We start from the raw sequence: 25,688 nt of genomic DNA on the forward strand, positions 1-25,688 counted from the left end.
TTCTTTGGAATTTTCAATATATACTGGTGTAATATGCATCACTTCACCGTATGAAAATTTTAAAATACTCTTATTTCTTCAAAAATATAATGAAGTCTTTCCCTAATTTTTATTTATATATTGAAACAACCCTGTTAATTTAAGAAACTCAATATTGAATTTTTAATTATATTGTCTTATTTCTTTATTTTTTCTATTTATAATTTTTTATTTGATGTTTAATTGCGTTAACATATTTATTTTTTATATTAAGACCATATTATTAATTTTTTATTTTTTTCTTATTTTCCATTTTCTGGTAATTTTTCCATGTATATTCTTTTAATTTACTTTAAATTAAGTGTAATTATTCTAATAGTTTAAATGATTATTTTAAGTATTTTATATCTAATTTTAAGTATTTTTAATAGTTAATATTAAATATTATTAAATTATATTTTTATATAGAGTTATTCAATATTTTTTGTTTTGAATTTCAGGATTTGGGGGCTGTTTTTGATGATTAATTTCATGGAATATTGTGATGAAACTTGGGTAAACTTAAATAAATATGTTGATCGAAAATATATAATTGATGATGGAAAAAATCATTTTGTTCGAAATCGAAAAACTAATCTGGAAAGTATAATCAAGTATCCTTTCTATGATTGTGGCCGAACAACTGCAATTGAAGCTATAAATTTTATTAGAAAAGAAAAAAAGGATAAAAATATGACATTAAGCAAATCTAACATTTCTCAAAGAAGAAAATTACTCGACCATGTTTGTTATGTGGATATGAATGAAGACTTTATTGATGGAATTTACAACGATTCAGAACGACCTGGCCTTTATGGGGGATATTCAATACTTGCAGGCGATACTAGCATTTGCGATGCGCCAAATATTGGATACACAGAAAAACAACTAAAAGAATTAAATAATCCACATTTCAATAGATTGCGAAAGGAATTAATAAGATTTAGAGCATCCTGCATTGCAGATACACAAACAGATTTCATATTAACGGCCACAATAACTAACAGCAAAAAAATAGGGGAAGTAGAACTCGCAATGCAAGATTTAGACAACTTAAACCAAAGAATCGACATGACCAACACCATCACAACCTACGACAGAGGATACGACGCCCTTGAACTAATGCTCAAACATAAGAGCATAAATTCATATTTTCTAATAAGATTAAAAGCAGATGACTTTATAAACGAACGAAAATATATGAAAACAAATGATGAAATAATAAACATCACCATAAATAGAATACGAACACAAAACTTTCACGATGAAGAATTAAAGAAACAAGCACGAGAAAAAAGAAGCACAGAAATAAGAATAACAGAAATAGAACTAACAACTAAAACAGGAAAAAAATACACAGAAATACTAGCAAGCAATTTACCCTTCGATAAATTCACTACCTCCGATTTAAAAGAATTATATAACAAAAGATGGAAAATAGAAACCAATTTCGACAGATTAAAAAACATAATACACATAGAAAACTTCAGCGGATACAACGAAGAAATCATACAACAAGACTTCTACGCCAACATATTCATGTTTAATTATCTCATGGCAATGAAACTCGATGCAGACCAAAAAATACAAGAAAAACAAAAAAATAAAAACCTAAAACACGAATATAAAACAAATCTCAATGTCTTATTCGGATTAATTAAATTAGACATGCCAGACTTATTATCGGATGACCCTAAGGAAAGAGAAAATGCTGTAAAACGAATATTGAATACCGCACAATCGAACTTAGTTGAAAAAAATAGAGTAAATGATAGGAATCCTGACAGAACAGCCAAAGATCCAAATAACAAATTCCCTCCAACTCAAAGAAGAGGTGAATAAAAAAATTAATTTCACAAAAATTTCTTAAATTAACAGGGTTGATATTGAAAAGAAAATTATTTATTCAATTGATTTAAATATATTAAAACATAATAAACTCGTGATTTTTATGACTATCAAAGATGAAATTAAAAAAATTAGAGATAATGTTTATGAAATTCCGGGAAGCTATAACAAGCAGATGAGGGCTTCCGGAAGGTTATATATTGATGATGAAAGCTTTGAAGCACTTGAAGAAGGTGCAGTCCAGCAAATCGTTAATGTTGCATGCTTGCCTGGTGTATTCAGATACTCTATCGGATTGCCTGATATTCACTTTGGATACGGATTCCCAATAGGCGGAGTTGCAGCATTCAACATGAGAAACGGTATTGTATCTCCGGGTGGTGTCGGTTTTGACATTAACTGTGGTGTCAGATTAATCAAATCCAATTTGTGCCAAGAAGATATTGAAGGCCATTTGGATGAACTTGTGGATGCTTTGTTTAAAAACATTCCGTCAGGTGTCGGGTCTAAAGGAAAAGTAAAATTATCCCAGGACGACATTAACAATGTTTTGGATTACGGTGCCGAATGGGCTGTCGAAAACGGCTACGGATGGGATGAGGATTTGGAAGTTTTAGAAGAAAACGGAAGAATCAAAGCGGCTGATTCATCTGAAGTCAGTGACAAGGCTAAAAAAAGAGGAATTCCACAACTCGGATCTCTTGGTTCAGGTAATCATTTCCTTGAAATTCAGGTCGTTGATGAAATCTACAACGAAGAGGTGGCTGATGTTTATGGCTTGAAAAAGGGAATGATTGTTATTATGGTTCACACAGGTTCCCGTGGATGCGGACACCAGGTGTGTTCAGATTATTTGAGATTAATGGATAAGGCTTATAAAAATTATAAAATCAACATTGCAGACAGACAACTTGCTTGTGCTCCTCTTGACTCTAAAGAAGCTCAAAGCTATTTAAAAGCAATGTATGCTGCAGCGAATTATGCATGGGCAAACAGGCAAATGATTACTCATTGGATTCGTGAATCATTTGAAGATGTCTTAGGCAAATCTGCCCGCGATATGGACATGCAAATAGTTTATGATGTAGCTCACAACATCGCTAAAGAGGAAACCCATGACTTCAAGGGAAGAGATATGGAAGTTCTTGTTCACAGAAAAGGAGCAACCCGTGCATTCGGGCCTGGCCGTGAAGAGGTTCCGGTCAAATACCGTGATGTCGGCCAGCCTGTATTGATTCCGGGAACTATGGGAACAGCATCATATGTATTGCACGGAACACAAACTGCAATGGAAGAAACATTTGGTTCTACTGCTCATGGGGCAGGAAGGGTACTGTCACGTTCACAGGCTAAAAAGGATTACAATCCTGAAGATATAGTGAATAATATGGAAAACAATGGAATTAAGGTAAAGGCAACATCAAAAAGTGTCATTGCTGAAGAGGCACCTGGTGCATATAAGGATGTTGACAGTGTAGTTCGCGTATCTGACTCAACAGGAATTGCAAAACTTGTAGCTAAAGTAAAACCTTTAGCCGTTACAAAAGGGTAGTTATACTATGATTGGAATTATTGGTGGAAGTGGAGTATACGAAATAACTTCTAAAGCAGACAATGTGGAAAAAAAGATAGTCACTACAGATTACGGGGATGTAGAAGTATCCATTCTTGATATCTTTCAAAAAAAAGTAGCATTTATTCCAAGACATGCTTCAGGCCACAGTATTCCTCCACACAAAATCAATTTCAGAGCAAATATTGATGCATTAAAAAATGTTGGTGTGACACAGATTATAGCAACAAATTCTGTCGGATCCATGAATTTGGAAATGCCTCCCGGATCTTTTGTCATTCCGGATGACTTTTTAGACTTTTCAGAAAATCGTGAAAAAACATTTTATGAAGATAGTGTGGTTCATATTGATGTCACACAGCCATATTGTCCTAAATTAAAGGATATTCTGGATAAATCAGGTGATGTAATATTAGGTGGAACCTACGTCTGTACACAGGGCCCTAGATTTGAAACCCCTGCAGAGATAAAAATGTTTAAGATGCTCGGAGGGGATTTGGTTGGAATGACAGGACTTCCTGAAGTAACCCTAGCTCGTGAGAGGGAAATGTGCTATAATTCAATTTGTATTGTTTCCAATTATGCATCAGGAATATCTGAAAATGAATTGACCATAGATGAGGTCTTTGAAATGATCCAGTCTCTTGAAAAAGATTTATTGGAGTTAATTTATAACTTTATTAAGAATGCTGAGGACTCAGATTGTACATGTCATCATGCACTTGACGGGGCTGAAGTTTAGGTGATTTTATGGCAAAGGTAATATTGTTAAACGCTTCTCCGAGAGCAAACAGCAACACTTTGGATGTTTTAAACGTGTGTGCTCGCGAAATTGAAAAGAACGGTGTTGAAACAGAAATCATATCTTTAAAAGGCAAAAATATTCAATCATGCAAAGCCTGTCTGTCCTGTCATGAAACGGGGAAATGTGCTTTGAATGATGGATTGAATGAAATCATTGACAAACTGCGTGATGCTCAGGGTTTTATTCCCGCTGCACCTGTTTATTTTGGAACTGCAAGGGGAGATGTCATGGCAGCGCTTCAAAGGATTGGAAAGGTTTCAAGATATTCGGACAGGTTCTTGGATTGGATGGTCGGTGGACCTATTGCTGTGGGAAGGCGCGGGGGTCAGACATTGACATTGCAGGAAATGACGATGTTTTTCCCAATCAATAATATGATTATTGCCGGAAGTACATATTGGAACATTGTCTTTGCAGGTGAGGAAGGAACTGCCTTTGAAGACACGGAAGGAATTCAGACTATACGTTTATTTGGTGAGAATGTCTCCAGGATAATAAAAAAACTAGGTGAATAATTATGAAAATTGCTGTTGTATCATCAAATGGTAAGGATGTGGATTTGCATTTGGGAAAAGGATATTCTTTGTATGTCTATGACTATGAAGATGACGATTTGACTTTTGTAGAACACAGGGAAGTTGACATTGATTTGGAAAGTCAGCATCAGGGAAGCAAAGTAATTAAAGCATGTGAAGACTGTGATATTATTATTGCTCAACAATATGGTTTTAAATCTAAAGTCAAAGCCAATGAGTTAAACATAAAACTGGTTGCGGATGAAGGATCTGTTGATGAAGTTTTAAAACGCTATATTGACCATTATAACTTCATGAAGAATTAAACTTGTCTTAAGGCAAGTTTCCTATATTCTTTCATTTCATTTATTTTTGTATTTTTGTTTTTATGCTTGTTTTTCAATGATAAGTCTGCAATTGTGTAAATATATCCTTGTTCTTTTATTAACTCAACCAATCTTCTTGAATAGGTAACATGAGGTTTTTCAAGTCTTAATGTCATCAAATCCAGCATGTCATGGTAATTGATTCCTAATTCATCAACCATGTGATGCATTTCATTAATTAATTCAAGACCCCATTCTTTCAAGGTTATCTCTTCACCGTCCTTGATAAGTCTCATTTCATCATCAAATGCTCTTTCCGCAGTAAGCTCTTCGTTAATCAAAGCTTCTTCCTGCCAGTTTTCATAATCGCTTTCATTTTTAACTAGCATGTAGATTGTAAACAGATGCAGAAACTGCATATCTCTTTTTGTAAGGCCGCACCTATAAAATGGATTAATATCTAAGGTTCTTATTTCAACATATTCTATGCCCGTTTCATTCAGGGAGTTTAACATATCTTTCGGATTTTTTGGTTTCAATCTGATTTGAGTATAAAGTTCTTTTGCTTCAGATAAATCTCCGGATTCAATGTATGATGTCACATCTTGTGTGAATTCTTCAACACTTTTGTAGCTTGGATATAATTTTTTCAGGTTTTTATAACCGCATGATCCATTTCTAAGGGAACATCCTATCGTTGAATAGTAATCTCCGTATTCGTCCTGCTTATCCATTAAATCAATACAATCGGAGGTAAATGTTTTATGGCAGGCTATTGAGCTGCCGGTTAGGTAGATAACAAGCCAACAATATCTGATATAATTTCTAGTTATCTTCAGATAAACCTCATTTTTAAATTCTTCATATGTGAACTCCTCGTCAACTATTGAATATAATTTCCTGAGAGTTTCATCCCCAAATGAAAAATTAAAATGAATGCCTGAAATCATCTGTTTTTTAAGCCCGTACTTTTTAGCCAGTTTTATACGATATTCCTCTGACTTTTGTCCTTCTTCATCGTCACCGTAATGTGCAATAGGTATTTCATTCTCTTCAGGTAATATGGACGGAAGTGAATGGAACCAGAAGTATTCGTTTTCAGGCAGGGCTTCATTGACCATGTCTGACAGCGAACAGAATGTTGTGAATGCCATATCAATGTTATTGAATGTTGGTGTGATTATTTCTATTTGGCTTTCCGAAAAGTCTGTTGTAACAATGGGATTGCTTATCTTATCGCCAAAAATTTCTGGATGTGGTGTTAATGATAATTCTCCTATGGAATGGACGCGCAATGTTTCTCTTTCGATTCCAAATGAACCAGATAGAATTTCATCTTTTGTTAGCTTTTTTAAATATGAAAGATTCATTTATGTGCCTCCTTTTTTTATTCCATCATGTAGTGATTATCAGCTCTTTTTCAGTTTCTATATTTTATGTTATTTTATTATATGATGGGATTATATAATTATTGCCATATTTCTATAACGATTGTTATATTATTCATGATATATAAATGTAATTATATATTGGTTCCGGCCATGGTGTTGATGATATGTCTTGCAGCATAACTGAACAATTTTTATAAAATCATGAAATTATTTCTATGGGTGGTAGTTTTAAAGTTATTTTTTCATAAGCTGGAAAACAATTAATTTTATTTAATATTAATATTTAATCTATTATTATGTCAAATGATGATTACTTTAATTTTGAAAATGAGGATAGGGATTTTCCATTTTATAAAAAAATCCATATGTTCCTAAAAGTGGGTGGATAGTTTTAATCGTAGCATCCATTGTAGGAATGCTGATGCAGGGATTAACCGGTAATGAAATCCTTGATGGAATACTATTCATACTGATTGTTCTTGTTCCTGTGTTGTATTATTTGAAATGGGATTATACAGCAATATTTCAAAAACCGAAGTCAAAAGAAGTTTTGCTTGCAATAGGTCTTTTTGCCGGTTATATGATTTATTCATTAGCAGTGGGGAGCGTTTTGGATTACTATGGTTGGAGTGCTACTCCGACAATAGCTGAAAATTCTTTAAATATTGCATCCATTGTTGCATTGTTGTTTTCATTGATGGGTGAGGAGTTAATTAAGTTTGTCCCATTCATGTTATTTTTAAGGATATTGTACAAGTATTCCAATAATCGTAAACTGTCTGTTGTAGTATCAATGCTAATTGTAATGGTATTCTTTGCATTGTTGCATGCAATGGATTTCAGATCATTGTTTTCTGTACTTGTATTGCAGGGTTTAGGCTCAATCTTTGAATTCATTGGTTATATCAAAACGAAAAATATAATGGTATCATACATCACGCATTTGTGTACTGATGTATTCATATTTGCATTGATTATGATGGGGGTAGCCTAATGAAGAAAATATTGTATGTATTGTTTGTAATAGCTATTTTGACCTGCAGCGTATCAGTTAGCTTTGCAGCTGATGCTATTAACAACACTACTGATTTAAATCAGGCAGTAAGTCAGGCTCAAAAGGATAATAAAACGATAATGCTGGTCTTTGATCAGGACGGCTGTTATTATTGTGATTTATTAAAAAAAGATGTTTTATCAAACAATGATGTTATATCCAAGTTAAACGAGGGATTCATCACTGTTGTCGTGGATATTAACTCTCAGCCGCAATTGGCAGCCAAATATCATGTTGTCGGAACCCCTACCATGATATTTTTAGATTCTAATCAAAAGGAAATAAATAAAATTGAAGGGTATGTTGATGCGGGAGAATTTTTAAACACTATTAAGGGGATGTAGATGGAAGTATTTCCCTTAATTTCTTTTTTTACAGGAGTCATTTCAATATTGTCTCCATGCATACTGCCGATATTACCGATATTCATTGGATTTAGCTTAAAATCAAAAACTAAAGCAGAAATTCTTTCATTTACTGTGGGTTTGTTTTCAATTTTTACGATTATTGTTTTTCTAACGGGATTTTTCACAGCAATTGTATATCAGTATATCAGCTACTTTAGGATTATTTCTGCGGTTTTACTTTTGATAATTGGTATCCTGATGTTGTTTGACTATTCATTTGGTTTTATAACAGTCAAATCAAGAAATCATGATGGCATACTTGGTTCATTTGCACTGGGTTTTTTAACATCAGTTGCATGGGTGCCATGTTACAGTGCCTATCTGATGAGTCTGATTTCTCTTCTTGTATCCTCAGCGGATCCTTTTTATGCGTCATTCAATATCATATTGTACTGTTTGGGCTTTGGATTAACATTATTGGTCTTAAGTTTTGTGATGTCTAAAATCAACTTCGAATCTTTCATTAAAAAGACAAGTTATATTCCAAAAATTTTTGCAGTGTTGATTATTTTGAGTGCAATTTATATGCTCATATAATTTTTCAATAATATTTATATACCATGAATAAAATAACTAATAACAACCTTTATGGGCGGGTTTTAATTAAATAAAACTAAATTACAAATTATTCTTTAAATAACGTGAGAAGAACTCACAATAGTCAAATAAGAGATTATAGAGTTATAATCTGTTATAATTTCATTTTATAGATTATTTTATGTAAGATTAATGAAATACTCTATTTGAGGACTATTTTTCAAAATTAAATGGCGATTCGCTAAATTATTAAAAATATTATTAAAATTAAAAACGGTTGATATAATGGCAAAAGCAAAATCTAGACGTAGAGTACGTGACACTTGGAAAGAAAAATCATGGTATACTATTAAAACACCATTAATGTTTGAAGAAAAAGAAATTGGAGAAACTCCAGCTAAAGATCCAGAACTCTTAATTGGAAGAGGAGTAGAAGTTACAATGAGAGAATTAACTGGTGACTTCTCAAAACAATACATTAAACTCAGGTTTGAAATTGAAAATGTAGCTGGTGATGTTGCAAACACCAAATTTACCGGTCACAAAACTACTACTGATTATGTAAGAAGTATGATTAGAAGAGGAACATCCAGAATCGATGCTTCCACTATTGTTACAACAAAAGATGAACACAGAATCAAACTTCATGTATTGGCAGTAACTATCAGAAGAGCAAAATCTTCCCAACAAAAATACATGAGACAAGTCATTGAAGATTTACTCAAAGAAACTGCAGCAGAAAGAACTTACGAAGAATTAGTTAAATCTTCTGTAAATGGTAAATTAGCATCTGAAATTTACCACACTGCTAAAAAAATCTACCCACTTAAAAGAGTGGAAATTATCAAAAGTAAAGTAATCAACTAAGATTACTTTTACAATTCTATTTTTTTATTAAAATATGATATTTTTCATGTTTTAATTATATAATTAAATTTCTCATTTAACATCTCTAAATTTTTTTGATTTTCTTGCGGAAAATTTTTGATACTTTCTTTTAAACTGATTTTTGATTTATTTAAGCAAAAAAGTTATGATAAACCACTAAGTCATATAAATTTGTTTAAAGATGAAATAAATAATTTTTCTGAAGTTTTAAAATTAGTTAAGAAAAGATTTTTCAAGAATAGCAAAAATTTCTTTGTTTTGTTAAAGACGAATTTAATTAATTATTTATACTGTAAGATAGATACTTAATAATGATTAATATGGTTGAAACAGTTATGATTAATTGGGGTTATGTTATCGCTTTATTTATTTTAGGATTCATAACTTACAAAAGAAAATCTCTAGACTTATTAGGTTCTCTTACGATGGTTCTAATGGGTATAGTCATTATTTTTTCAGCCGGAGCCAATTGGCTACTTCTTTTAGTTATATTTTTAGTCTTATCTTTAATTGCAACAAAATATTCAAAATCCTATAAACGTTCCTTAGGTGAATATGAGGGAAGAAGATCATCTAAAAATGTTATCTCAAATGGTATTGTTGCTTTTATGATGGCTGCTTTCGGCGGGTATTACCTGCCTTTTGTCGGAGGTTTTATTGGAGCTATTGCAACGGCTACTGCGGATACTTTAGCTTCTGAAATTGGAATTTTGCAGCAGCCTAGATTAATAACAACCTTTCAAAAAGTGGATCCCGGAACTGATGGTGCAGTATCTGTGCTTGGAACTGCTGTTGGAATGTTGGGGGCATTAATTATTGGTATATCTGCATATTTATTGGGTGTTGTTTCAAATCCTGTCTCTGCAATTCTCGTTTCTGTCATTTCCGGAACTGTGGGTTGTTTTATGGATAGCTTCCTTGGCGCAACATTTGAAAGGGCAAATATGTTGACAAATGAACATGTTAATCTGATTGCAACTATCACTGGAGCCATTGTTGGAATATTGCTTATTTAAATATGAAACAAATATTTTTTTTAAAAGGCATTGGAAATACCTGGCAGTTTATTTGAATCATTTTTGTTGACTTTTTTTATTGAAATTATTTTGATGCTATAATTATATAACTATTAAAAAATAAATTTACTAATGAATATATATTATTAAAGGTGATATGATGAAGGGTATTGTATTAATTATGGATGGTATGGGAGACCGTCCTTTAAAAGAACTTGATAATCAAACTCCTCTTCAGGCCGCAAATACTCCAAATATGGATAAAATGGCTGCTGAGGGAATTACTGGTATTATGGATTCAATAGCTCCGGGAATTATTCCTGGAAGTGATACTGCACATTTATCTATTTTAGGTTATAATCCTTATGAAGTTTACACTGGAAGAGGTCCATTTGAAGCAAATGGTGTTGGTGTAGATGTTTTGCCTGGAGACATTGCATTTCGATGTAATTTCTCAACCGCTGATGAAGATTTAATAGTTACAGACAGACGTGCAGGAAGAATCAAGTCAGGAACCAAAGAAATCGTTGAAGTTTTAAATACAATGAAATTGGAAGACTATCCTGATATTAAAATTATTTTCAAGGAATCTACCGGTCACAGAGCAGTTTTAGTATTGAGGGGAGAAGGCTTATCAGATAAGGTAAGTGATGCGGACCCTAAAGTTGAAGGCAACAAACCTAAAGAAGTAAAGGCTTTGGATGATTCAGAAGAGGCTAAAAAGACTGCAGATATTTTAAATCAACTGGTTAAAAAATCCTATGAAATGGTTAAAGACCATCCAGTCAACTTAAAAAGAATTGAAGAAGGTGAACCTCCAGCGAATATTATTATTCCCCGCGGAGCAGGAGAAGTTCCGGTCGTTGAATCATTGAATGATAAATATGAAGTCAACTCAGCATGTATTGCAGAAACAGGTCTTATAATGGGAATAGGCAGATTTGCAGGAATGGATATCATTGAAATGGAAGATGTTACTGGTGGAATTGACACTAATTTATATAATATTCGTGATACTATTATTGATCAAGTTAAAAACTCAGACCATGACTTCTTTTTAATAAACATTGATGGTGCTGATGAAGCAGGCCATGACGGCCAAATAAAAGAGAAAAAGGAATTCATCGAAAAAGTGGATGAAATCGTTATGAGTGAATTAATAAAACTCGAAGATGTTTATATTTATTTGACTGCAGACCATTCAACTCCAATTTCTGTTAAAAACCACTCTGGAGACCCTGTGCCTGTAATTATCAGAGGTCCTGAAGTGAGGGTTGATGATGTATGCGAATTTTCTGAAGTTGCATGTGCTAAAGGTGGACTTAACAGAATCCGCGGTTCTGATGTAATGAACATCATGATGGACTTAATGAATTATGCACACAAATTTGGAGCTTAGGTGATTTTATGGTGGCAGCAAAACTATTTGGAACTTCTGGAATTAGAGGCAAAATAGGTTCTGAAGTAACCTGTGAGCTTGCTTTAAATGTAGGTAAATCCCTTGCATCTTATTTGGGAAATAAGGGTACTGTTGTAATAGGTTTTGATACAAGAACTACTAATGAAATGTTAGACCAAGCTATTTGTGCAGGTTTGCTTGAAAGTGGTGTAAATGTAGTAAAAATTGGAATGGTTCCAACCCCATTAGTTGGATATGCTACCGAAAAACTTGATGCTGATGCAGGGATAATGCTAACTGCATCCCATAACCCTTCTCAGTATAATGGTATTAAGCTTTGGAATAAAAATGGAATGGCTTATACTTCATCTCAGGAAGCAGAAATCGAAAATATCTATAACAATAAATTATACAAGTCTGTAACCTGGGATAAGGTCGGTTCAATCTCTGTAAATGAAGAGATTAAGGCAAGATACATTGATGATTTGGTCAATATGGTTGATATAAAACCTGGATTAAAAGTTGTTATTGACTGCGCATCCGGTGCGGGAAGTGAAATATCACCTTTAGTATTTAGAAAAGCAGGATGTGAAGTAACAACTCTCAATTCTCAGCCTGACGGGTTTTTCCCTGGAAGAAATCCTGAACCTAATGCTGAAAACTTGCAGAATCTCATGAAAACTGTTGTGGCTATTGGAGCAGATTTGGGAATTGCACACGATGGTGATGCAGACCGTATGATTACTGTGGATGAAAACGGTAATATATCTCCATTCGATTCACTTTTAGCATTGATTTCAAAAGAATTCGATGGCGATATTGTAACCACTGTCGATGCGGGCTTATGTATGGATGAATCAGTCAAAGGTGAAGTCCTGAGAACTCCTGTTGGAGACGTCAATGTTGCTGAAGTTATCATTGAAAAGAATGCAGCATTCGGCGGTGAACCGTCAGGAACATGGTTGCATCCTGATTTCTGCATGTGTCCTGATGGAATATTGTCCGGTCTTAGAATGGCTGAATTGGTATCCAAGAAAGGAAAATTATCTGAATTGCTTTTAGAAATTCCATCATATCCTAACATTCGCGAAAAAATAACCTGTTCAAAAGAGGCAAAAATTGCAGTGATGACCAATATGGAAGAATTGCTTAAAGATGCTTTTGATGACATTCGCGAAATCAATTCTATTGATGGTGTAAGATTGACCTTTGAAGATGACAGTTGGGTTTTGGTAAGACCTTCCGGAACAGAGGACTATGTCAGAATCACTTTAGAATCACGTGATGCAAAAAGGGCAGAGGAACTCTGTGAAATCTGCAAAAAAATAATAAATGATAATATTTAGATGAATTATTCATCTTAATCTTTTTTTAATTATTGGCTTTAAAATTAGAAAAAAAATAAAAAGTTGGAAGAAGATTTATTCTTCTTCTGCAATAAATGCTTCAATACCTAATGCAGCACATTCTGGGCATACCCAGTCGTCTGGCATATCAGCAGGTGTTGCTCCAGCAGGAATGTTGTATGCTGGATCTCCTTTTTCTGAATCGAATCTGTATTCACAGTGTAAACAAACATATATAGTCATATTATTATCTCCTTATTTTTTTATCAGCATTGCTAATATAATTTAAAATGTATTGATACTAATATTTAAAATTAATTATTCCTTTTTCATTAAATTTTTCCATTAATTATTCTAGGATTTTCATTGAAATATAATTTTTTTTAATTATTAAACAGTTCAGTATTTTTGGCATTGATTTTAAGAAACTATTTAATTTATTATTATTTTATTAAAAAGATTTTTTTCATTTTTTTTATCAAAATTTGATGGACATAATTATATTTGTTAATTTTTATTTTTTTTATTATATTTATATAATTATATACTGTATATAATATTTATTAAACAAATATAGGTATTATAATATTTTTTCTTAAAATTATTATATTATGGCTAAGGTAAAATATATATAACACAAGTAATATATATAAGTGATGGATATTAATTATCTGCCTATAATTATATTCATTTTTTTCTTAATTGGCTGGATCAGGGGGTGAAAATACAAAATGAAAGGCAAAAAGTTTATCGTAATAATGGCAATTTTTATTATTCTATGCTCAATTCAAGCGACAACAGCATTTGAAGATAATAACTTAACACAAGTTGATATTCAACTTGCTGATGTTAATACTGGCGGAATTTCAGAGATTTCTGTCGATGACAGTTCATCTAACACGTCTAATGTTCAGATTAATGTTGATTCTGATAATCAGGTCAATGCAGATAATGATTTGAAGGCTTCAAATATTGCAAGTTCTTCTGCAGCATCGGTAAATGCCAATTCTAACTTATTGGGTGTTGGATCTGATGATTTAGTAGGTATTACTGCAGGAACATTTATTTATGGTGTTGATTATGATACTGGTAGGGTAGATGATGATATAATTCCTTTAGAAAGGTTCTTTAAAGCACTTTATTGGGGAATTAGGGATTACATGCAAGCTAATCCATCTGCTACTCGTGAATGGGATGTTTTCTTGAACAATAAAACATTCACTGGAGGTTATGGTGATGCTGGTGTAGGTACTATCCAAACGGGTTATTTATCATCCACTGGAAGTCGTGTTAACTATTTAACATTCAACGGGATGAATTTTAACAAGAATATGGCTCTTACTATTCATTTATATGGTGGAGCTACTAAAGATGATGGTTTGACATCAACATTGGATTTAACTGACTATGGTGCAAATTATGCACTTTTGGATTTTAGTACTCCAAATTCTTCAATTCAGGGTATTAATTTCAAAAACTTTAATGTCAACGATCATTCTAATACTGTAGATCCTTCCACTACCGTTCCATTTATTAAGTTGGGTGATAAATCTAATCCTAGTCTTCATCCGGAACTGCTGATAAAAGATTGTACATTTGAAAATATTACTTTAAATCCAGATCAACCACTTTATGAAGTTGGTCAGGTAAAGGATTTACATTTCAGCAAGCAGTATGATACCTCTTCTTTAAGCAATTTAATTAAATTTATCTTTTGGAGAGTTAGGGATGATGCTAAAAATGGTATTATGGAATTTAATATCTTTTTAGATAACAATACTTTCGATGGTGCTTATAATGGGAATAATGCAATATCTACTGGTTATTATTCATGGGATAATACTGGAAGCAGTCGTGCAAAGTATATAACATTCAGAAATCTTAATCCAAATGATAATTCATTTTCATATAATCGAAATATCACTGTCAACATATACGGAGGTTTCTCTAAAGATGATGGTAAAACATCAACTATAGACTTATCCGAATATGCTGTAGATTACAGATTTATGGATTTAAGTGGTGGTTCTTCCACTCTTACTGGTATTAACTTCAAAAATTTTAATGCTAGTAAGTATTCACCAAGTGAAACTACTTCAATGCCGTTTATATTCTTGGGTGATGAAAAAATTCAAAATTATCGGTCAGGTTTAGTTAACTGTACTTTTGAAAACATTACTCTTAACAAAAAACAGCCTATTGTTAGAATTGCATATATGAATGCTCCTGCAGGTAGTGAGCCGCTAATGTCTGGTGGTGTTATCGATGGTTGTACATTCATAAATAATAATGCAAATCAGATGATAGCTATTTCCGGTTCTCCGCCTGACAATAACCATAGGGATGACGGCCCTATATTTTATGGATTTAACGCAAGTAACAATAAATTCATTAATAATACAGGTAATGCTGAATTTAATTCTTCCACTCAATCCTTAGGATTTTCATTCAAAATATGGAATGAGGCAACTAATGTAACCCTTCATAACAATACATTTATCAACAATACTAATGCTGTACACGGTGCGGCTTACTGTATAATTGGTATGAATGTTACCATTACAAACAATTGGATTGAAGGTAACCAGGCGGTTTATGGTGCAGGTATAGAATCTCACGTAGGTAATATTACTATTAAGGATTCAGTATTCATCAATAACCTCGCTTCAGGAAACCACTCACAGAATTCCTATAGGGATGGTAGTGGTGCAGCTATTGCTCTTTTGGGAAGCAACAACTATATTGAAAACTGTACTTTCATAGACAATGTTGCTGAAGGCCATGCCGGTGTAATTGATATTGTCGGTGGTATGCACAATGTTACAAATCCTGACGGTTCAGTGGCCTTGGAAGTATATCTCACGGCTAACAATACTGTAATTAAAGATTCAATATTCTATCACAACATGGCTTATGATTATGCTGGTGGAGTGCACATTAACGGTACCAATACTAGAATTGATAACTGTACATTTGAAGACAATAATGCTTCATTTGCAGGTGCAACAAGACTGATTGGTGAAAACGTTACTATTATTAACTCTACATTCAACATAAACAATGCTATACAAGGTGGAGCATGTTACATTGAAGGGGAAAATGCACATATATATGATTCAATATTTACTGATAACATTGCAACCCGTGCTATGTTAAATCCTATTCGGGATAATTCATCTATGATTACTGCTGGTGGTGCTTTATTCATTATTGGTAACAATACAATTGTATATGATAACATTTTCACAGATAATAGTGCTATTGCAGGTACAACTAAGCTTGAAGGTTTAGGTGGAGCTCTTTACATGGATGGTAGAAATCTTACATTTGATTATAATGAGTTTACCAACAATATTGCTACTCAAGGTGGAGCTGCATATATTAATGGTAATGGTATTTCTGCTAATGTAATGAACTTTACTAACAATAGGGCTGTTCAAGGTGGTGCAATCTATATTATAGGTAATAATACCAGACTTAGTAATGGTACTTATAAAAGTAATAATGCTACTAAAGACATGAATCCTAATGTTGCTCTTAATGTTACTGGTGGTGCTGTATTCATTGTAGGATATGATACTAACATAACTGAAAGTAAATTCAATAACAACTATGCTATTAATGGTAATGGTGGATCTATAGCTATTGATGGTCATTCAGCTGATATTCTCAATAATACATTTAATGAAAATGAGGCTATTTTAGGTGGTGCTATATATATTGATAGTGTCAGTACATATTCCAATATTATTGATGCTAACTTTACTGATAACTCTGCTGTTTTAGGTGGTGCTATATATATTAGAGGTAGTGAAACCAGAATTGGTAATGCTAACTGTGATGGTAATAATGCTACTCGTTATTTAGCATTTGCTGTTGATAATATGTATAATATGTATAACCCTATGGGTGGAGCTATTGGTATTAATGGTAATCATTCAATTATATATAATACAACATTTTCAAGTAATACGGCTGTAAGTGATGGTAATTTACGTAGTTATGGAGGAGCTATTACTATTCAAGGTTATAATACTACACTTGAAAATACAGATTTCGAATTTAACCAGGCTATTATTGGTGGTGCAATATACTACAGAGGTACCTTAAACGACATTAACGACACTGAATTCAGAAACAACAGTGCTATTCAGGGTGGTGCAGTCTACATTGATAAATCTGATGCTACTTTTGGTAGTTCAAGATTTTATAATAACTCTGCTACTCATGATTTAAGATTTGCTCATTCATTTGATGATTTGCTTGCTATTGGTGGAGCAGTTAACATTCCGGGTAACAGTATATTCGTATACGACTCAGAATTCATTAACAACACTGCTTATGGTATAAATGAAAAAGGCGGTCTTGGTGGTGCTATTGCAGTAAATGGTTCAGATGATCATATTGTTAATTCCAAATTTGAAAATAACCATGCTATTCGAGGAGGTGCTTTCTATTTGGATGGTGATATGGTATATGTTATTGGTTCAAACTTTACTGATAATCGTGCTGTTCAAGGTGGTGCTGGTTACATCGATGGTGTAGATAGTTTTGTTGAAAATTCAACATTTAAAGATAACTATGCTACACATAATGACTTGAGATTCCCAGTAAGTAGTGTATTACAAAATATGCCTACTGAAGGTGGTGCTGTTCACATATTTGGTGAAAATATCAACATCAAATCTAGTGAATTCGACAATAACCATGTAAATGCTATGACTGGTACTGAAAACAGTACTGGTGGCGGAGCAATATATGTTCAAGGTAAAAATGCTACTATTAAAGATTCCACATTCAATGCAAACTCTGCTTTAAAAGGTGGTGCAATATTTATCATTGTAAATGAAACTGATGTTGTTGATTGTAATTTTACTGCAAATTCAGTATTTAATTATGATTTAAACGAAGGTTTTGGTGGTGCAATATACTTGGAAGATGCACATGATACGGATATTTTAGGATCCACTTTCATCGATAACACTGCTTCAATTAATGGTGGTGCTATTGATTGGCATGAAGGTTGTACTGATGGCCAAATCGTTGGTTGTGAATTTATCAACAACACTGCACGTGCTAATGCTGGTGCAGTATTCTGGTTCGGTAATAAAGGTATCATAAAAGATTCCAATTTCACAAATAACCGTGCAAATGGGACTGAAAAATGTATAATGGGTAACTCCGGTGACGGAGGAGCTATTATGTGGACTGGTTCTTACGGTGGTGTTGAAAACTGTATCTTTACTGATAATTATGCAAAAGACCATGGTGGGGCTGTATTCTTACGTGGTGTAGAAGGACGTGCTGATTGTACTAATAATTCATTTAAAGACAGTATATTTGAAAACAATGTTGCTGGATCAAATGGTGGTGCAATAGATTGGCATTACGGTGCTTCTAACGGTAGAATTGAAAATTCTGTATTCAATAACAATACTGCTCACAGATCAGCTGGTGCTTTATACTGGAATGGTCATGATGGTGTCATTTATGGTTCAAACTTCACTAATAACAGAGTAGTTGGTGATAATCCTTCTAGTGCTGGAAAAGGTGGTGATGGTGGTGCAGTCATATGGCTTGGACCTAAGGGTCTTGCTGATGAATGTATCTTCATAAATAACTCTGCTCCTAAAAATGGTGGTGCTGTATACTTAGAATCATCTAGTTTGGGAGATAGCAGTAATACTATTTTCTCTAATTCATACTTTGCAAATAACACTGCTGGTGTTGACGGTGGTGCTATTAATTGGAATGAAGGTTCTGAAAAAGGTAGGATTAGAAATTCTGCATTTGATAACAACTATGCTAAAAATAATGGTGGTGCAGTGTCTTGGAAGGGTCATAACGGTTTGATTATGGATTCCAACTTCACAAATAACTCTGCTGATGTTAATGGTGGTGCTGTATCCTGGTCAGGTCTCTTTGGTAAAGTACAAGATTCCAGATTCATATCAAATAATGCATCCAATGGTGGAGCTATATTCTTAGAACACTGTGCACATGGTGATAAGATTGAAGTTGTTGTAACAGACAGTTACTTTGAAAACAATACTGCTACCTTTGATGGTGGTGCTATCAACTGGAATAATGGTCGTATCGTTGATATGACTGGTTTAGAATTGATAAGTAATACTGCTAACCGTGGTGGAGCTATATTCACTAATGGTACTGATGGTAGAATTATTGCTTCTTATTTCCAATATAATGAAGCTATCCTCGGAGGAGGTTTATATTCAAATAATAATGATTTAAGAACTATCGGTTCTGAATTTGACCACAATAATGCGGTTCAGGGTGGTGCAGCTTATATTAAAGGTAACAATGGATTGATTTCAGAATCTAACTTTTATTATAACAATGCAACCTACACTTTAAGAATTGACACTGGTAGAGATAAGAATAAAACTAAAGGTGGAGCCATTTATATTGCAGGTGAAAATAATATTATAGAAGCTTCTAAATTCTATAACAACACTGCGAACGCTACTAATAAAACAGCAGTAATCGTTCAAACTACACCTGGTCTTTTAGGTGCATATCTTGATGTTACTGGTGTTGACGATGATGGACTTGGTGGAGCAATTTATGTTGGTGCAAACAACAATAAACTTAGTTCAAACGAGTTCGACTACAATGTGGCACGTAATGGATCTGCAGTATATAATAATGCATCAAACACTTACTTCAGTGATGATTTATTCATCAAGAACCAAGCATGGTCTTATGTGCTTGAAGTAAATGGTACAAATGCTGCTCACTGTAAAGATGGTATCATAAACAAAACATATTATGGCTATGATGTCAATATTAAAGTCTATAATTATGTTGGTGGAGACAATATCATAAACGGTATTTACAATGCTGGTGATGTCAGAGATGTCACATTCAATAGTGTTTCATTCATTATCAACGATGATGTAAGTCAAGTAGATACTACTCTTCCTAGTGATATTAATCCTGTTTTGGGTGCTAAAGAGGGTGTTTTATACCAAGATCCTCGCGAAAGATATCAACCTATTATGGTTCAGGTACTCAGCAATGAAACTGGCCAGGTTGTTGATTCAAGATTAGTGCACACTGGATTATATGGTGATTATTCATATCCGTTATCTGGATTAGATCCAGGTAATTATACTATCATGGCATACCACCCAGAAGATAGAAATTATAAGTACATTATAACAGCTAACATATTTGAAGTGCTTCCAATCACTGATTTAAACATTACAAAAAGTGTTTCTGATAAGTTAGTTACTGTTGGACATAACATTACTTTCACTATTGCTGTAAGTAATGCCGCTAACACAAATAATGCAACTAATGTAGTTATTAATGAAATTCTTCCTCGTGGATTAACAGTTCTTGATGTTGATGCTTCAATGGGTAGTTATAATCAAGCTACTAATGTATGGAGTATTGATCAATTGAATAATGGTGCTTCCGCTACATTGACTTTGGTTGTTAAAACTTCTGAAATTGGGTTGTTTAACAATACCGTTAATGCTAAATGCGATCAACATGAATCAAATTATACCAATAATAATGCTACGGTAGAATTCGAAGTTGTTCCAACTAATTTAACAATTAACAAAACCGCTCTCAAGAAAGTGATTTATGTAAATGATGAAGTAACATTTGTCATTAACATTACTAATGCTGGAAGGGGTGATGTAACTGGATTGGTCGTCACTGATTTAGTTCCTCAAGGTTTTGAATTTGTAACTTCCAGTGATTCTGCTTATGATAGCGAAACCGGTATATTGAATATTACTTCATTAAACTCAGGAGAATCATATGCCTTTGATATTACATTAAGGGCTATTGCTAACGGTACATTCACTAATATAGCTAATGTTACTTGTGCTGAAAATAGAACTCCTGTATCTGATAGTGATGATGTAGTTGTTATTCCTGTTGTCAATTTGGATGTTGTCAAAACTGTGGATTATGATGATACAGCTATTGGAGACGTTGTTGTATTTACAATTACTGTAACCAACAATGGACCTAGTGATGCTACTAATGTTATTATTAAGGATACCTTCCCTGAAGGCTTAGACTTAATTGATGGTACTTTCGATTACACAATACCATTCTTGGCTAGTGGCGATTCATTTGTATTCAACATTACTGCTAGAACAACCACTAAAGGTTCATTCACAAATTATGTGAATGCTACTTGTGCTGAAAATGACGCAGTCAAATCTTCAAATGCTACAGTAAATGTATATGTTACTGATATTAAGATTGAAAAAACAGCTAATGTAACTGAAGGGCTTGTTAACGATTTAGTTAACTTTACTATTGTTGTCCGTAACCACGGTAACAACCCTGCTACAAAAGTTAACATTACTGATGTCTTAGATAATTCATTTGAATTTATTGACGCTGGAGGTAATTATAATAAAAATGGTCAAACAATCGTTTGGAACTTGGATAAAATGGCTAGTGAAGAAACATTCACAACATGGATTCTTGTTAGAGTGCTAAATAATGGTACATTCGACAATGTTGCTCATGCAAATTGTGTTGAAGAGCCTACCGTTAAAAATAGTACTGCTACTGTAACTGTATTCAAACCTGTCGATTTAGACATCGTTAAAGTTGCAGATGATAATGATTATTCTATAGGTGATGAAATCACATTTACCATTATTATAACTAATAATGGTCCATTCAATGCTACTGATGTTGTAGTTACTGATGTACTTCCTGAAGGTTTAATCCTAGTTGACGGTTATGCTTTAAATCATACTATTGCTTTCTTGGAAAGCGGTAAATCAATAAATATAACTGTTAAAGCTATAACTACTATGGAAGGTAATTTCACAAATGTTGCATCTGTATACTGTGCTGAAAATTTAACAGTAATTTTTGCTAATGTAACTGTACCTGTATATAATCCAGATTTAAGAATCAACAAAACAGCTAATGTAACATCAACTAATGTGGGTGATCTTGTAAACTTTACAATTAATGTAAAAAATAATGGTATTATGGATGCTACTGGCGTAGTTATTGTAGATACCATAGATGAATCTGCATTTGAAGTTGTATCCGCAAGTGAAGGTTTCACAAAAGATGGAAATAAACTCATCTGGAATATTGGTCATCTTTTAAATAATGAATCTCGTGATGTATGGATTGTAGTTAGAACATTAACTAATGGAACATTCGTTAACATTGCTGCAGTTAACTGTACTCAAGAGCCAAAAGTAAAAGAAAGTAATGCTACTGTAAGTGTTCATGATCCTGAGTTATCTGTGATTAAAGTTGCACTTGAAGATGTAGTATACTCCGGTAATTCCACTAGTTTCAGAATTGTTATTACTAATGATGGAGACATTGAACTTAATGGTTTATTTGTAAATGAAATAATTCCTGAAGGATTAATTTATGACACTTATATCGGCCCTAATTGGACTAATGATGGAAACATGTTCTATTATTCCGGTTCTTTAGGTGTTGGTGAAAGCGTTGAATTAATTGTTGTGGTTAATACTACTGTATCAGGTAATTTCACAAACGATATTATTGTGGGTGCTGCTGATGTTTTAAATCATACTGCTAGTGCTCCGATTACAGTTTACACTCCTGACTTAGTAGTTCGTGAAATATCCAATAATCCGAATGTTATTGTTGGCGAGCCTGTTAGCTTTAATGTAATTGTTACTAATGATGGTGATTGTATCCTCGGAGATGTATATGTTGATAATGTATTCCCTGAAGGATTAATTTACACTGGATTTGTAGGTGAAAATTGGACTAAAGTTGGTAATAGATTTGTTTACTCTGGTGTTTTAAGGGCTGGTGAATCTATCAATTACACTTTATACTTCAATACTACTGTTGGTGGTTTATTCATGCCAGAAGTTATTGCTGGTTCTAATTTAACTAGCAATGCTACTGCAAAAGCACACTCCAATAATACTACTGTTGTCAGCGTTCCTGATATTGTAGTTATAAAAGAAGCAGATAAAAATTCAGTAAATGTTGGTGAATTGGTTGAATTTACTATTACTGTATTAAACCCGGGTAATTGCATCCTTGGTGATGTATTTGTCATTGATGTGATTCCTGATGGATTAGAATTTGTCAGTTTCATGGGTGATGGTTGGAATAAAGTTGGTAATTTATACCTATACGAGGGTAGTTTAGCTGCTAATGAAAGTGTGAGCTTTACAATTTTATGTACTGCTACTAAAGTTGCTAACGTTACAAACGTTGCTGTTGCTGGATCAAACATGACGGGTAATGTGAATGCTAGTGCTGATGTGACTATTGTCAATGGAACAGGCCCTACTCCGGAGCCAACTCCAGAGCCTACTCCAGATTGCCCTCAAGATGCAAAATCTTCTGCTCATGTTCCTATGGATAGCAAAGCTACTGGTAACCCAATAATCATATTATTATTGATCATTTTTGCACTTGTTCCTTTAAGAAGACGTAAACAATAAAATTTAACACTAAAAGGGTTTTTTAACCCTACTTTTTTTACTTTTTTTATAATTGATTACTGATTTTGATTAACTTGCCATCGTGATGTAGATGTTCTTTAACTAATTTAGTAATTTTCAATTAATATTAATATATCTTGATTGTCGCTTTCATTAAACGAATTACTTTTTAATTATTATTATAGATTATTGATGCTTTAATAAAAATATGACATGTTTTGTTTTCACCAATATTCTTCTTATTTTAGTAAATGTATTATTTAATATATTAGAAAAAACATAATATTTCATAATAATTTTTAATTAATATGGGGTAATAAAATTGAAAGCAATAATTTTAAGTGCAGGTGAAGGCTCAAGAATGAGGCCATTAACACTTACAAAGCCTAAAACTATGTTGCCTGTCGCCGGTAAACCAATTATTCAGTATAACATTGAAGCATTAAAAAATAATGGTATAACAGATATTCTATTAATTGTTAGATATAAGGAAGAGATAGTCAAAGAATATTTTGGTGATGGTTCTGATTTCGGTGTTAACATCACATATAAAACTCAAAAGGATTTCCTTGGAACTGCTAATGCTATTTCATATGGTGAAGACTTTATTGAAGATAGTTTATTGGTTTTAAATGGGGATATCATTCTTGATGATGAAATAATTAGTGAAATCATTGAAAAATACGATGATTTAAAGCCAGATACATTGATGGTTTTAACTGAGGTAGAAGATCCTTCTGCTTTTGGTGTTGTTGAAATAGATGATGGCAACATTAAAAATATTATTGAAAAGCCTAAAAAAGAGGAAGCTCCTAGTAATTTAATAAACACAGGACTTTATGTATTCAACAGGGATATTTTTGAAAAAATTGAAAAAACGGAAATATCTGAAAGGGGAGAATACGAAATTACCGATTCCGTATCATTGCAAATTGCTGAAGGTAAAGAGGTCATTGGTCATAAGACGGATAAGGATTGGATTGATGTTGGAAGGCCATGGGAACTTATTGAAGTAAATGAGGAGCTTATTGGCAATTTAAAAACTAAGATTAAAGGTAAAGTCGAAAACGGTGCTCATATTCATGGGGAAGTATATTTGGGCGAGGGAAGTGTTATTAAGGCTGGAGTTTACATTGAAGGTAATGTTTACATTGGTAAAAACTGTGATATAGGTCCTAATTGTTACATCAGAGGTAATACTTATCTTGGTGATAATGTGCATGTTGGTAATGCCGTTGAAATCAAAAACTCAATCATTATGGAAAATACTAATGTAAGTCACTTGAGTTATGTTGGTGACTCTGTAATTGGATCTAATTGTAACATTGCGGCCGGAACCAATCTTGCTAACTTACGTTTTGATAATGCTAATATTAAGACAAAAATCAAAGATGCAATGGAAGATAGTGGAAGACGTAAGCTTGGAGCAATTATTGGTGATTCTGTTAAGACGGGAATTAACTCAAGTTTCTCTCCGGGTGTAAAAATAGGTTCAAATTCAACTATTGGATCAAATGTTTTGTTATATGAGGACTTGCCGTCTGATACGAGAGTATTATTAAAGCAAACTCACATTGTTCAGGACAAGAAAAAAGATAAAGATTAATTAAAAACTAGTGATATTATGGAAAATAAAAAAGACTCTATTGTAATATGCCCTGGTGCTCAAGTGCTTGGTGATGTTGAACTTGGTGAAAATGTTTCTATTTGGCATGGTGCTGTCCTAAGAGGAGACGTAGCATCAATCAGAATAGGAAACAATTCTAATGTTCAGGATAATTGTGTTGTTCACTGCTCTAAAGATTATCCTGTTGTAATAAAGGAAAATGTTTCTGTTGGTCATGGGGCTGTCATTCACGGATGTACTTTGGAAGATAATGTATTGATTGGAATGAATGCTACTGTTTTGAATGGGGCTAAAATAGGAAAAAATTCTATTGTTGGGGCAGGAGCTGTTGTTAGTGAAGGAAAAGAATTCCCTGAAAACAGTTTGATTTTAGGAGTTCCTGCTAAACTGATTAAAGATGTTTCACCAGAACAAATCAAACACATCCAAGAGAATGCTGATAATTATGTTAGACTTTCCAAACAGTATAAGGAAGATTAAA

The 25,688-nt window shown here is 33.2% G+C and carries 17 protein-coding genes; 15 read left to right on the forward strand and 2 right to left on the reverse strand.

The genetic code is table 11. The features are described from left to right. Window positions 1–498: 498 nt before the first annotated feature. From SM9_RS01470 to SM9_RS01490, 5 genes are all read left to right on the forward strand, one after another. Entirely contained in the window at window positions 499–1,860 is a 1,362-nt protein-coding gene (locus SM9_RS01470; protein ID WP_058738452.1) for a transposase, read from the forward strand. Window positions 1,861–1,969: 109 nt separating this feature from the next. After that, complete coding sequence (locus tag SM9_RS01475; RefSeq protein ID WP_058738453.1) at window positions 1,970–3,418, forward strand: RtcB family protein; 1,449 nt, start codon at window positions 1,970–1,972, stop codon at window positions 3,416–3,418. A 7-nt stretch (window positions 3,419–3,425) separates the two neighbouring features. Beyond that, on the forward strand, window positions 3,426–4,181 hold the full coding sequence (gene mtnP, locus SM9_RS01480) for an S-methyl-5'-thioadenosine phosphorylase (protein WP_058738454.1): 756 nt from the start codon (window positions 3,426–3,428) through the stop codon (window positions 4,179–4,181). An 8-nt stretch (window positions 4,182–4,189) separates the two neighbouring features. Next, a complete protein-coding gene (locus SM9_RS01485) occupies window positions 4,190–4,759 on the forward strand; it encodes a flavodoxin family protein (RefSeq protein WP_058738455.1) in 570 nt (189 codons plus the stop codon). Between the two features lie 2 nt (window positions 4,760–4,761). Further along, window positions 4,762–5,085, forward strand: a complete 324-nt coding sequence (locus SM9_RS01490) for a NifB/NifX family molybdenum-iron cluster-binding protein (RefSeq protein WP_058738456.1) — start codon at window positions 4,762–4,764, stop codon at window positions 5,083–5,085. On the opposite strand, the gene SM9_RS01495 is transcribed toward SM9_RS01490, so the two are convergent. Then, window positions 5,082–6,455 (reverse strand): glutamate--cysteine ligase, encoded by a 1,374-nt coding sequence (locus SM9_RS01495; RefSeq protein WP_058738457.1) that lies wholly within the window; start codon window positions 6,453–6,455, stop codon window positions 5,082–5,084. The two genes, SM9_RS01490 and SM9_RS01495, sit on opposite strands and share 4 nt — an antisense overlap. A 442-nt stretch (window positions 6,456–6,897) precedes the next feature. On the opposite strand from SM9_RS01495, the gene SM9_RS01500 reads away from it, so the two are divergent. From SM9_RS01500 to glmM, 7 genes are all read left to right on the forward strand, one after another. After that, on the forward strand, window positions 6,898–7,470 hold the full coding sequence (locus SM9_RS01500) for a CPBP family glutamic-type intramembrane protease (protein ID WP_198144408.1): 573 nt from the start codon (window positions 6,898–6,900) through the stop codon (window positions 7,468–7,470). Further along, window positions 7,470–7,874: a thioredoxin family protein gene (locus tag SM9_RS01505; protein ID WP_058738459.1), complete on the forward strand. Its 405-nt coding sequence runs from the start codon at window positions 7,470–7,472 to the stop codon at window positions 7,872–7,874. Before SM9_RS01500 ends, SM9_RS01505 begins: the two co-directional genes overlap by 1 nt. Next, window positions 7,875–8,474 (forward strand): cytochrome c biogenesis CcdA family protein, encoded by a 600-nt coding sequence (locus tag SM9_RS01510; RefSeq protein WP_058738460.1) that lies wholly within the window; start codon window positions 7,875–7,877, stop codon window positions 8,472–8,474. Between the two features lie 285 nt (window positions 8,475–8,759). Continuing rightward, window positions 8,760–9,341: a 30S ribosomal protein S3ae gene (locus SM9_RS01515; protein WP_058738461.1), complete on the forward strand. Its 582-nt coding sequence runs from the start codon at window positions 8,760–8,762 to the stop codon at window positions 9,339–9,341. Between the two features lie 341 nt (window positions 9,342–9,682). After that, window positions 9,683–10,378: a TIGR00297 family protein gene (locus SM9_RS01520; protein ID WP_083495799.1), complete on the forward strand. Its 696-nt coding sequence runs from the start codon at window positions 9,683–9,685 to the stop codon at window positions 10,376–10,378. A gap of 160 nt (window positions 10,379–10,538) precedes the next feature. Continuing rightward, on the forward strand, window positions 10,539–11,777 hold the full coding sequence (locus tag SM9_RS01525; protein ID WP_058738462.1) for a 2,3-bisphosphoglycerate-independent phosphoglycerate mutase: 1,239 nt from the start codon (window positions 10,539–10,541) through the stop codon (window positions 11,775–11,777). Between the two features lie 8 nt (window positions 11,778–11,785). Further along, window positions 11,786–13,123, forward strand: coding sequence for a phosphoglucosamine mutase (glmM, locus tag SM9_RS01530; RefSeq protein ID WP_058738463.1), 1,338 nt, complete (start codon window positions 11,786–11,788; stop codon window positions 13,121–13,123). Window positions 13,124–13,198: 75 nt separating this feature from the next. On the opposite strand, the gene SM9_RS11605 is transcribed toward glmM, so the two are convergent. Further along, complete coding sequence (locus SM9_RS11605; RefSeq protein ID WP_083495800.1) at window positions 13,199–13,366, reverse strand: rubredoxin; 168 nt, start codon at window positions 13,364–13,366, stop codon at window positions 13,199–13,201. Window positions 13,367–13,854: 488 nt separating this feature from the next. On the opposite strand from SM9_RS11605, the gene SM9_RS01535 reads away from it, so the two are divergent. From SM9_RS01535 to SM9_RS01545, 3 genes are all read left to right on the forward strand, one after another. Further along, window positions 13,855–23,580, forward strand: coding sequence for a DUF11 domain-containing protein (locus SM9_RS01535; protein ID WP_058738464.1), 9,726 nt, complete (start codon window positions 13,855–13,857; stop codon window positions 23,578–23,580). Window positions 23,581–23,896: 316 nt separating this feature from the next. Beyond that, a complete protein-coding gene (gene glmU, locus SM9_RS01540; protein WP_083495801.1) occupies window positions 23,897–25,186 on the forward strand; it encodes a bifunctional sugar-1-phosphate nucleotidylyltransferase/acetyltransferase in 1,290 nt (429 codons plus the stop codon). 18 nt (window positions 25,187–25,204) lie between these two features. Continuing rightward, window positions 25,205–25,687 (forward strand): gamma carbonic anhydrase family protein, encoded by a 483-nt coding sequence (locus tag SM9_RS01545; protein WP_058738466.1) that lies wholly within the window; start codon window positions 25,205–25,207, stop codon window positions 25,685–25,687. Window position 25,688 lies beyond the last annotated feature (1 nt).

It is taken from the genome of Methanobrevibacter millerae, assembly GCF_001477655.1.
GTDB lineage: Archaea > Methanobacteriota > Methanobacteria > Methanobacteriales > Methanobacteriaceae > Methanocatella > Methanocatella millerae_A.

Coding starts and splice junctions, on each gene's coding strand:
- SM9_RS01525 (WP_058738462.1), top strand. CDS start 10,539: ATGAAGGGTATTGTATTAATTATGGATGGTATGGGAGACCGTCCTTTA.
- SM9_RS01535 (WP_058738464.1), top strand. CDS start 13,855: ATGAAAGGCAAAAAGTTTATCGTAATAATGGCAATTTTTATTATTCTA.
- SM9_RS01475 (WP_058738453.1), top strand. CDS start 1,970: ATGACTATCAAAGATGAAATTAAAAAAATTAGAGATAATGTTTATGAA.
- SM9_RS11605 (WP_083495800.1), bottom strand. CDS start 13,366: ATGACTATATATGTTTGTTTACACTGTGAATACAGATTCGATTCAGAA.
- SM9_RS01470 (WP_058738452.1), top strand. CDS start 499: ATGATTAATTTCATGGAATATTGTGATGAAACTTGGGTAAACTTAAAT.
- SM9_RS01520 (WP_083495799.1), top strand. CDS start 9,683: ATGGTTGAAACAGTTATGATTAATTGGGGTTATGTTATCGCTTTATTT.
- SM9_RS01495 (WP_058738457.1), bottom strand. CDS start 6,455: ATGAATCTTTCATATTTAAAAAAGCTAACAAAAGATGAAATTCTATCT.
- glmM (WP_058738463.1), top strand. CDS start 11,786: ATGGTGGCAGCAAAACTATTTGGAACTTCTGGAATTAGAGGCAAAATA.
- SM9_RS01545 (WP_058738466.1), top strand. CDS start 25,205: ATGGAAAATAAAAAAGACTCTATTGTAATATGCCCTGGTGCTCAAGTG.
- mtnP (WP_058738454.1), top strand. CDS start 3,426: ATGATTGGAATTATTGGTGGAAGTGGAGTATACGAAATAACTTCTAAA.
- SM9_RS01500 (WP_198144408.1), top strand. CDS start 6,898: ATGCAGGGATTAACCGGTAATGAAATCCTTGATGGAATACTATTCATA.
- SM9_RS01510 (WP_058738460.1), top strand. CDS start 7,875: ATGGAAGTATTTCCCTTAATTTCTTTTTTTACAGGAGTCATTTCAATA.
- SM9_RS01515 (WP_058738461.1), top strand. CDS start 8,760: ATGGCAAAAGCAAAATCTAGACGTAGAGTACGTGACACTTGGAAAGAA.
- SM9_RS01490 (WP_058738456.1), top strand. CDS start 4,762: ATGAAAATTGCTGTTGTATCATCAAATGGTAAGGATGTGGATTTGCAT.
- SM9_RS01505 (WP_058738459.1), top strand. CDS start 7,470: ATGAAGAAAATATTGTATGTATTGTTTGTAATAGCTATTTTGACCTGC.
- SM9_RS01485 (WP_058738455.1), top strand. CDS start 4,190: ATGGCAAAGGTAATATTGTTAAACGCTTCTCCGAGAGCAAACAGCAAC.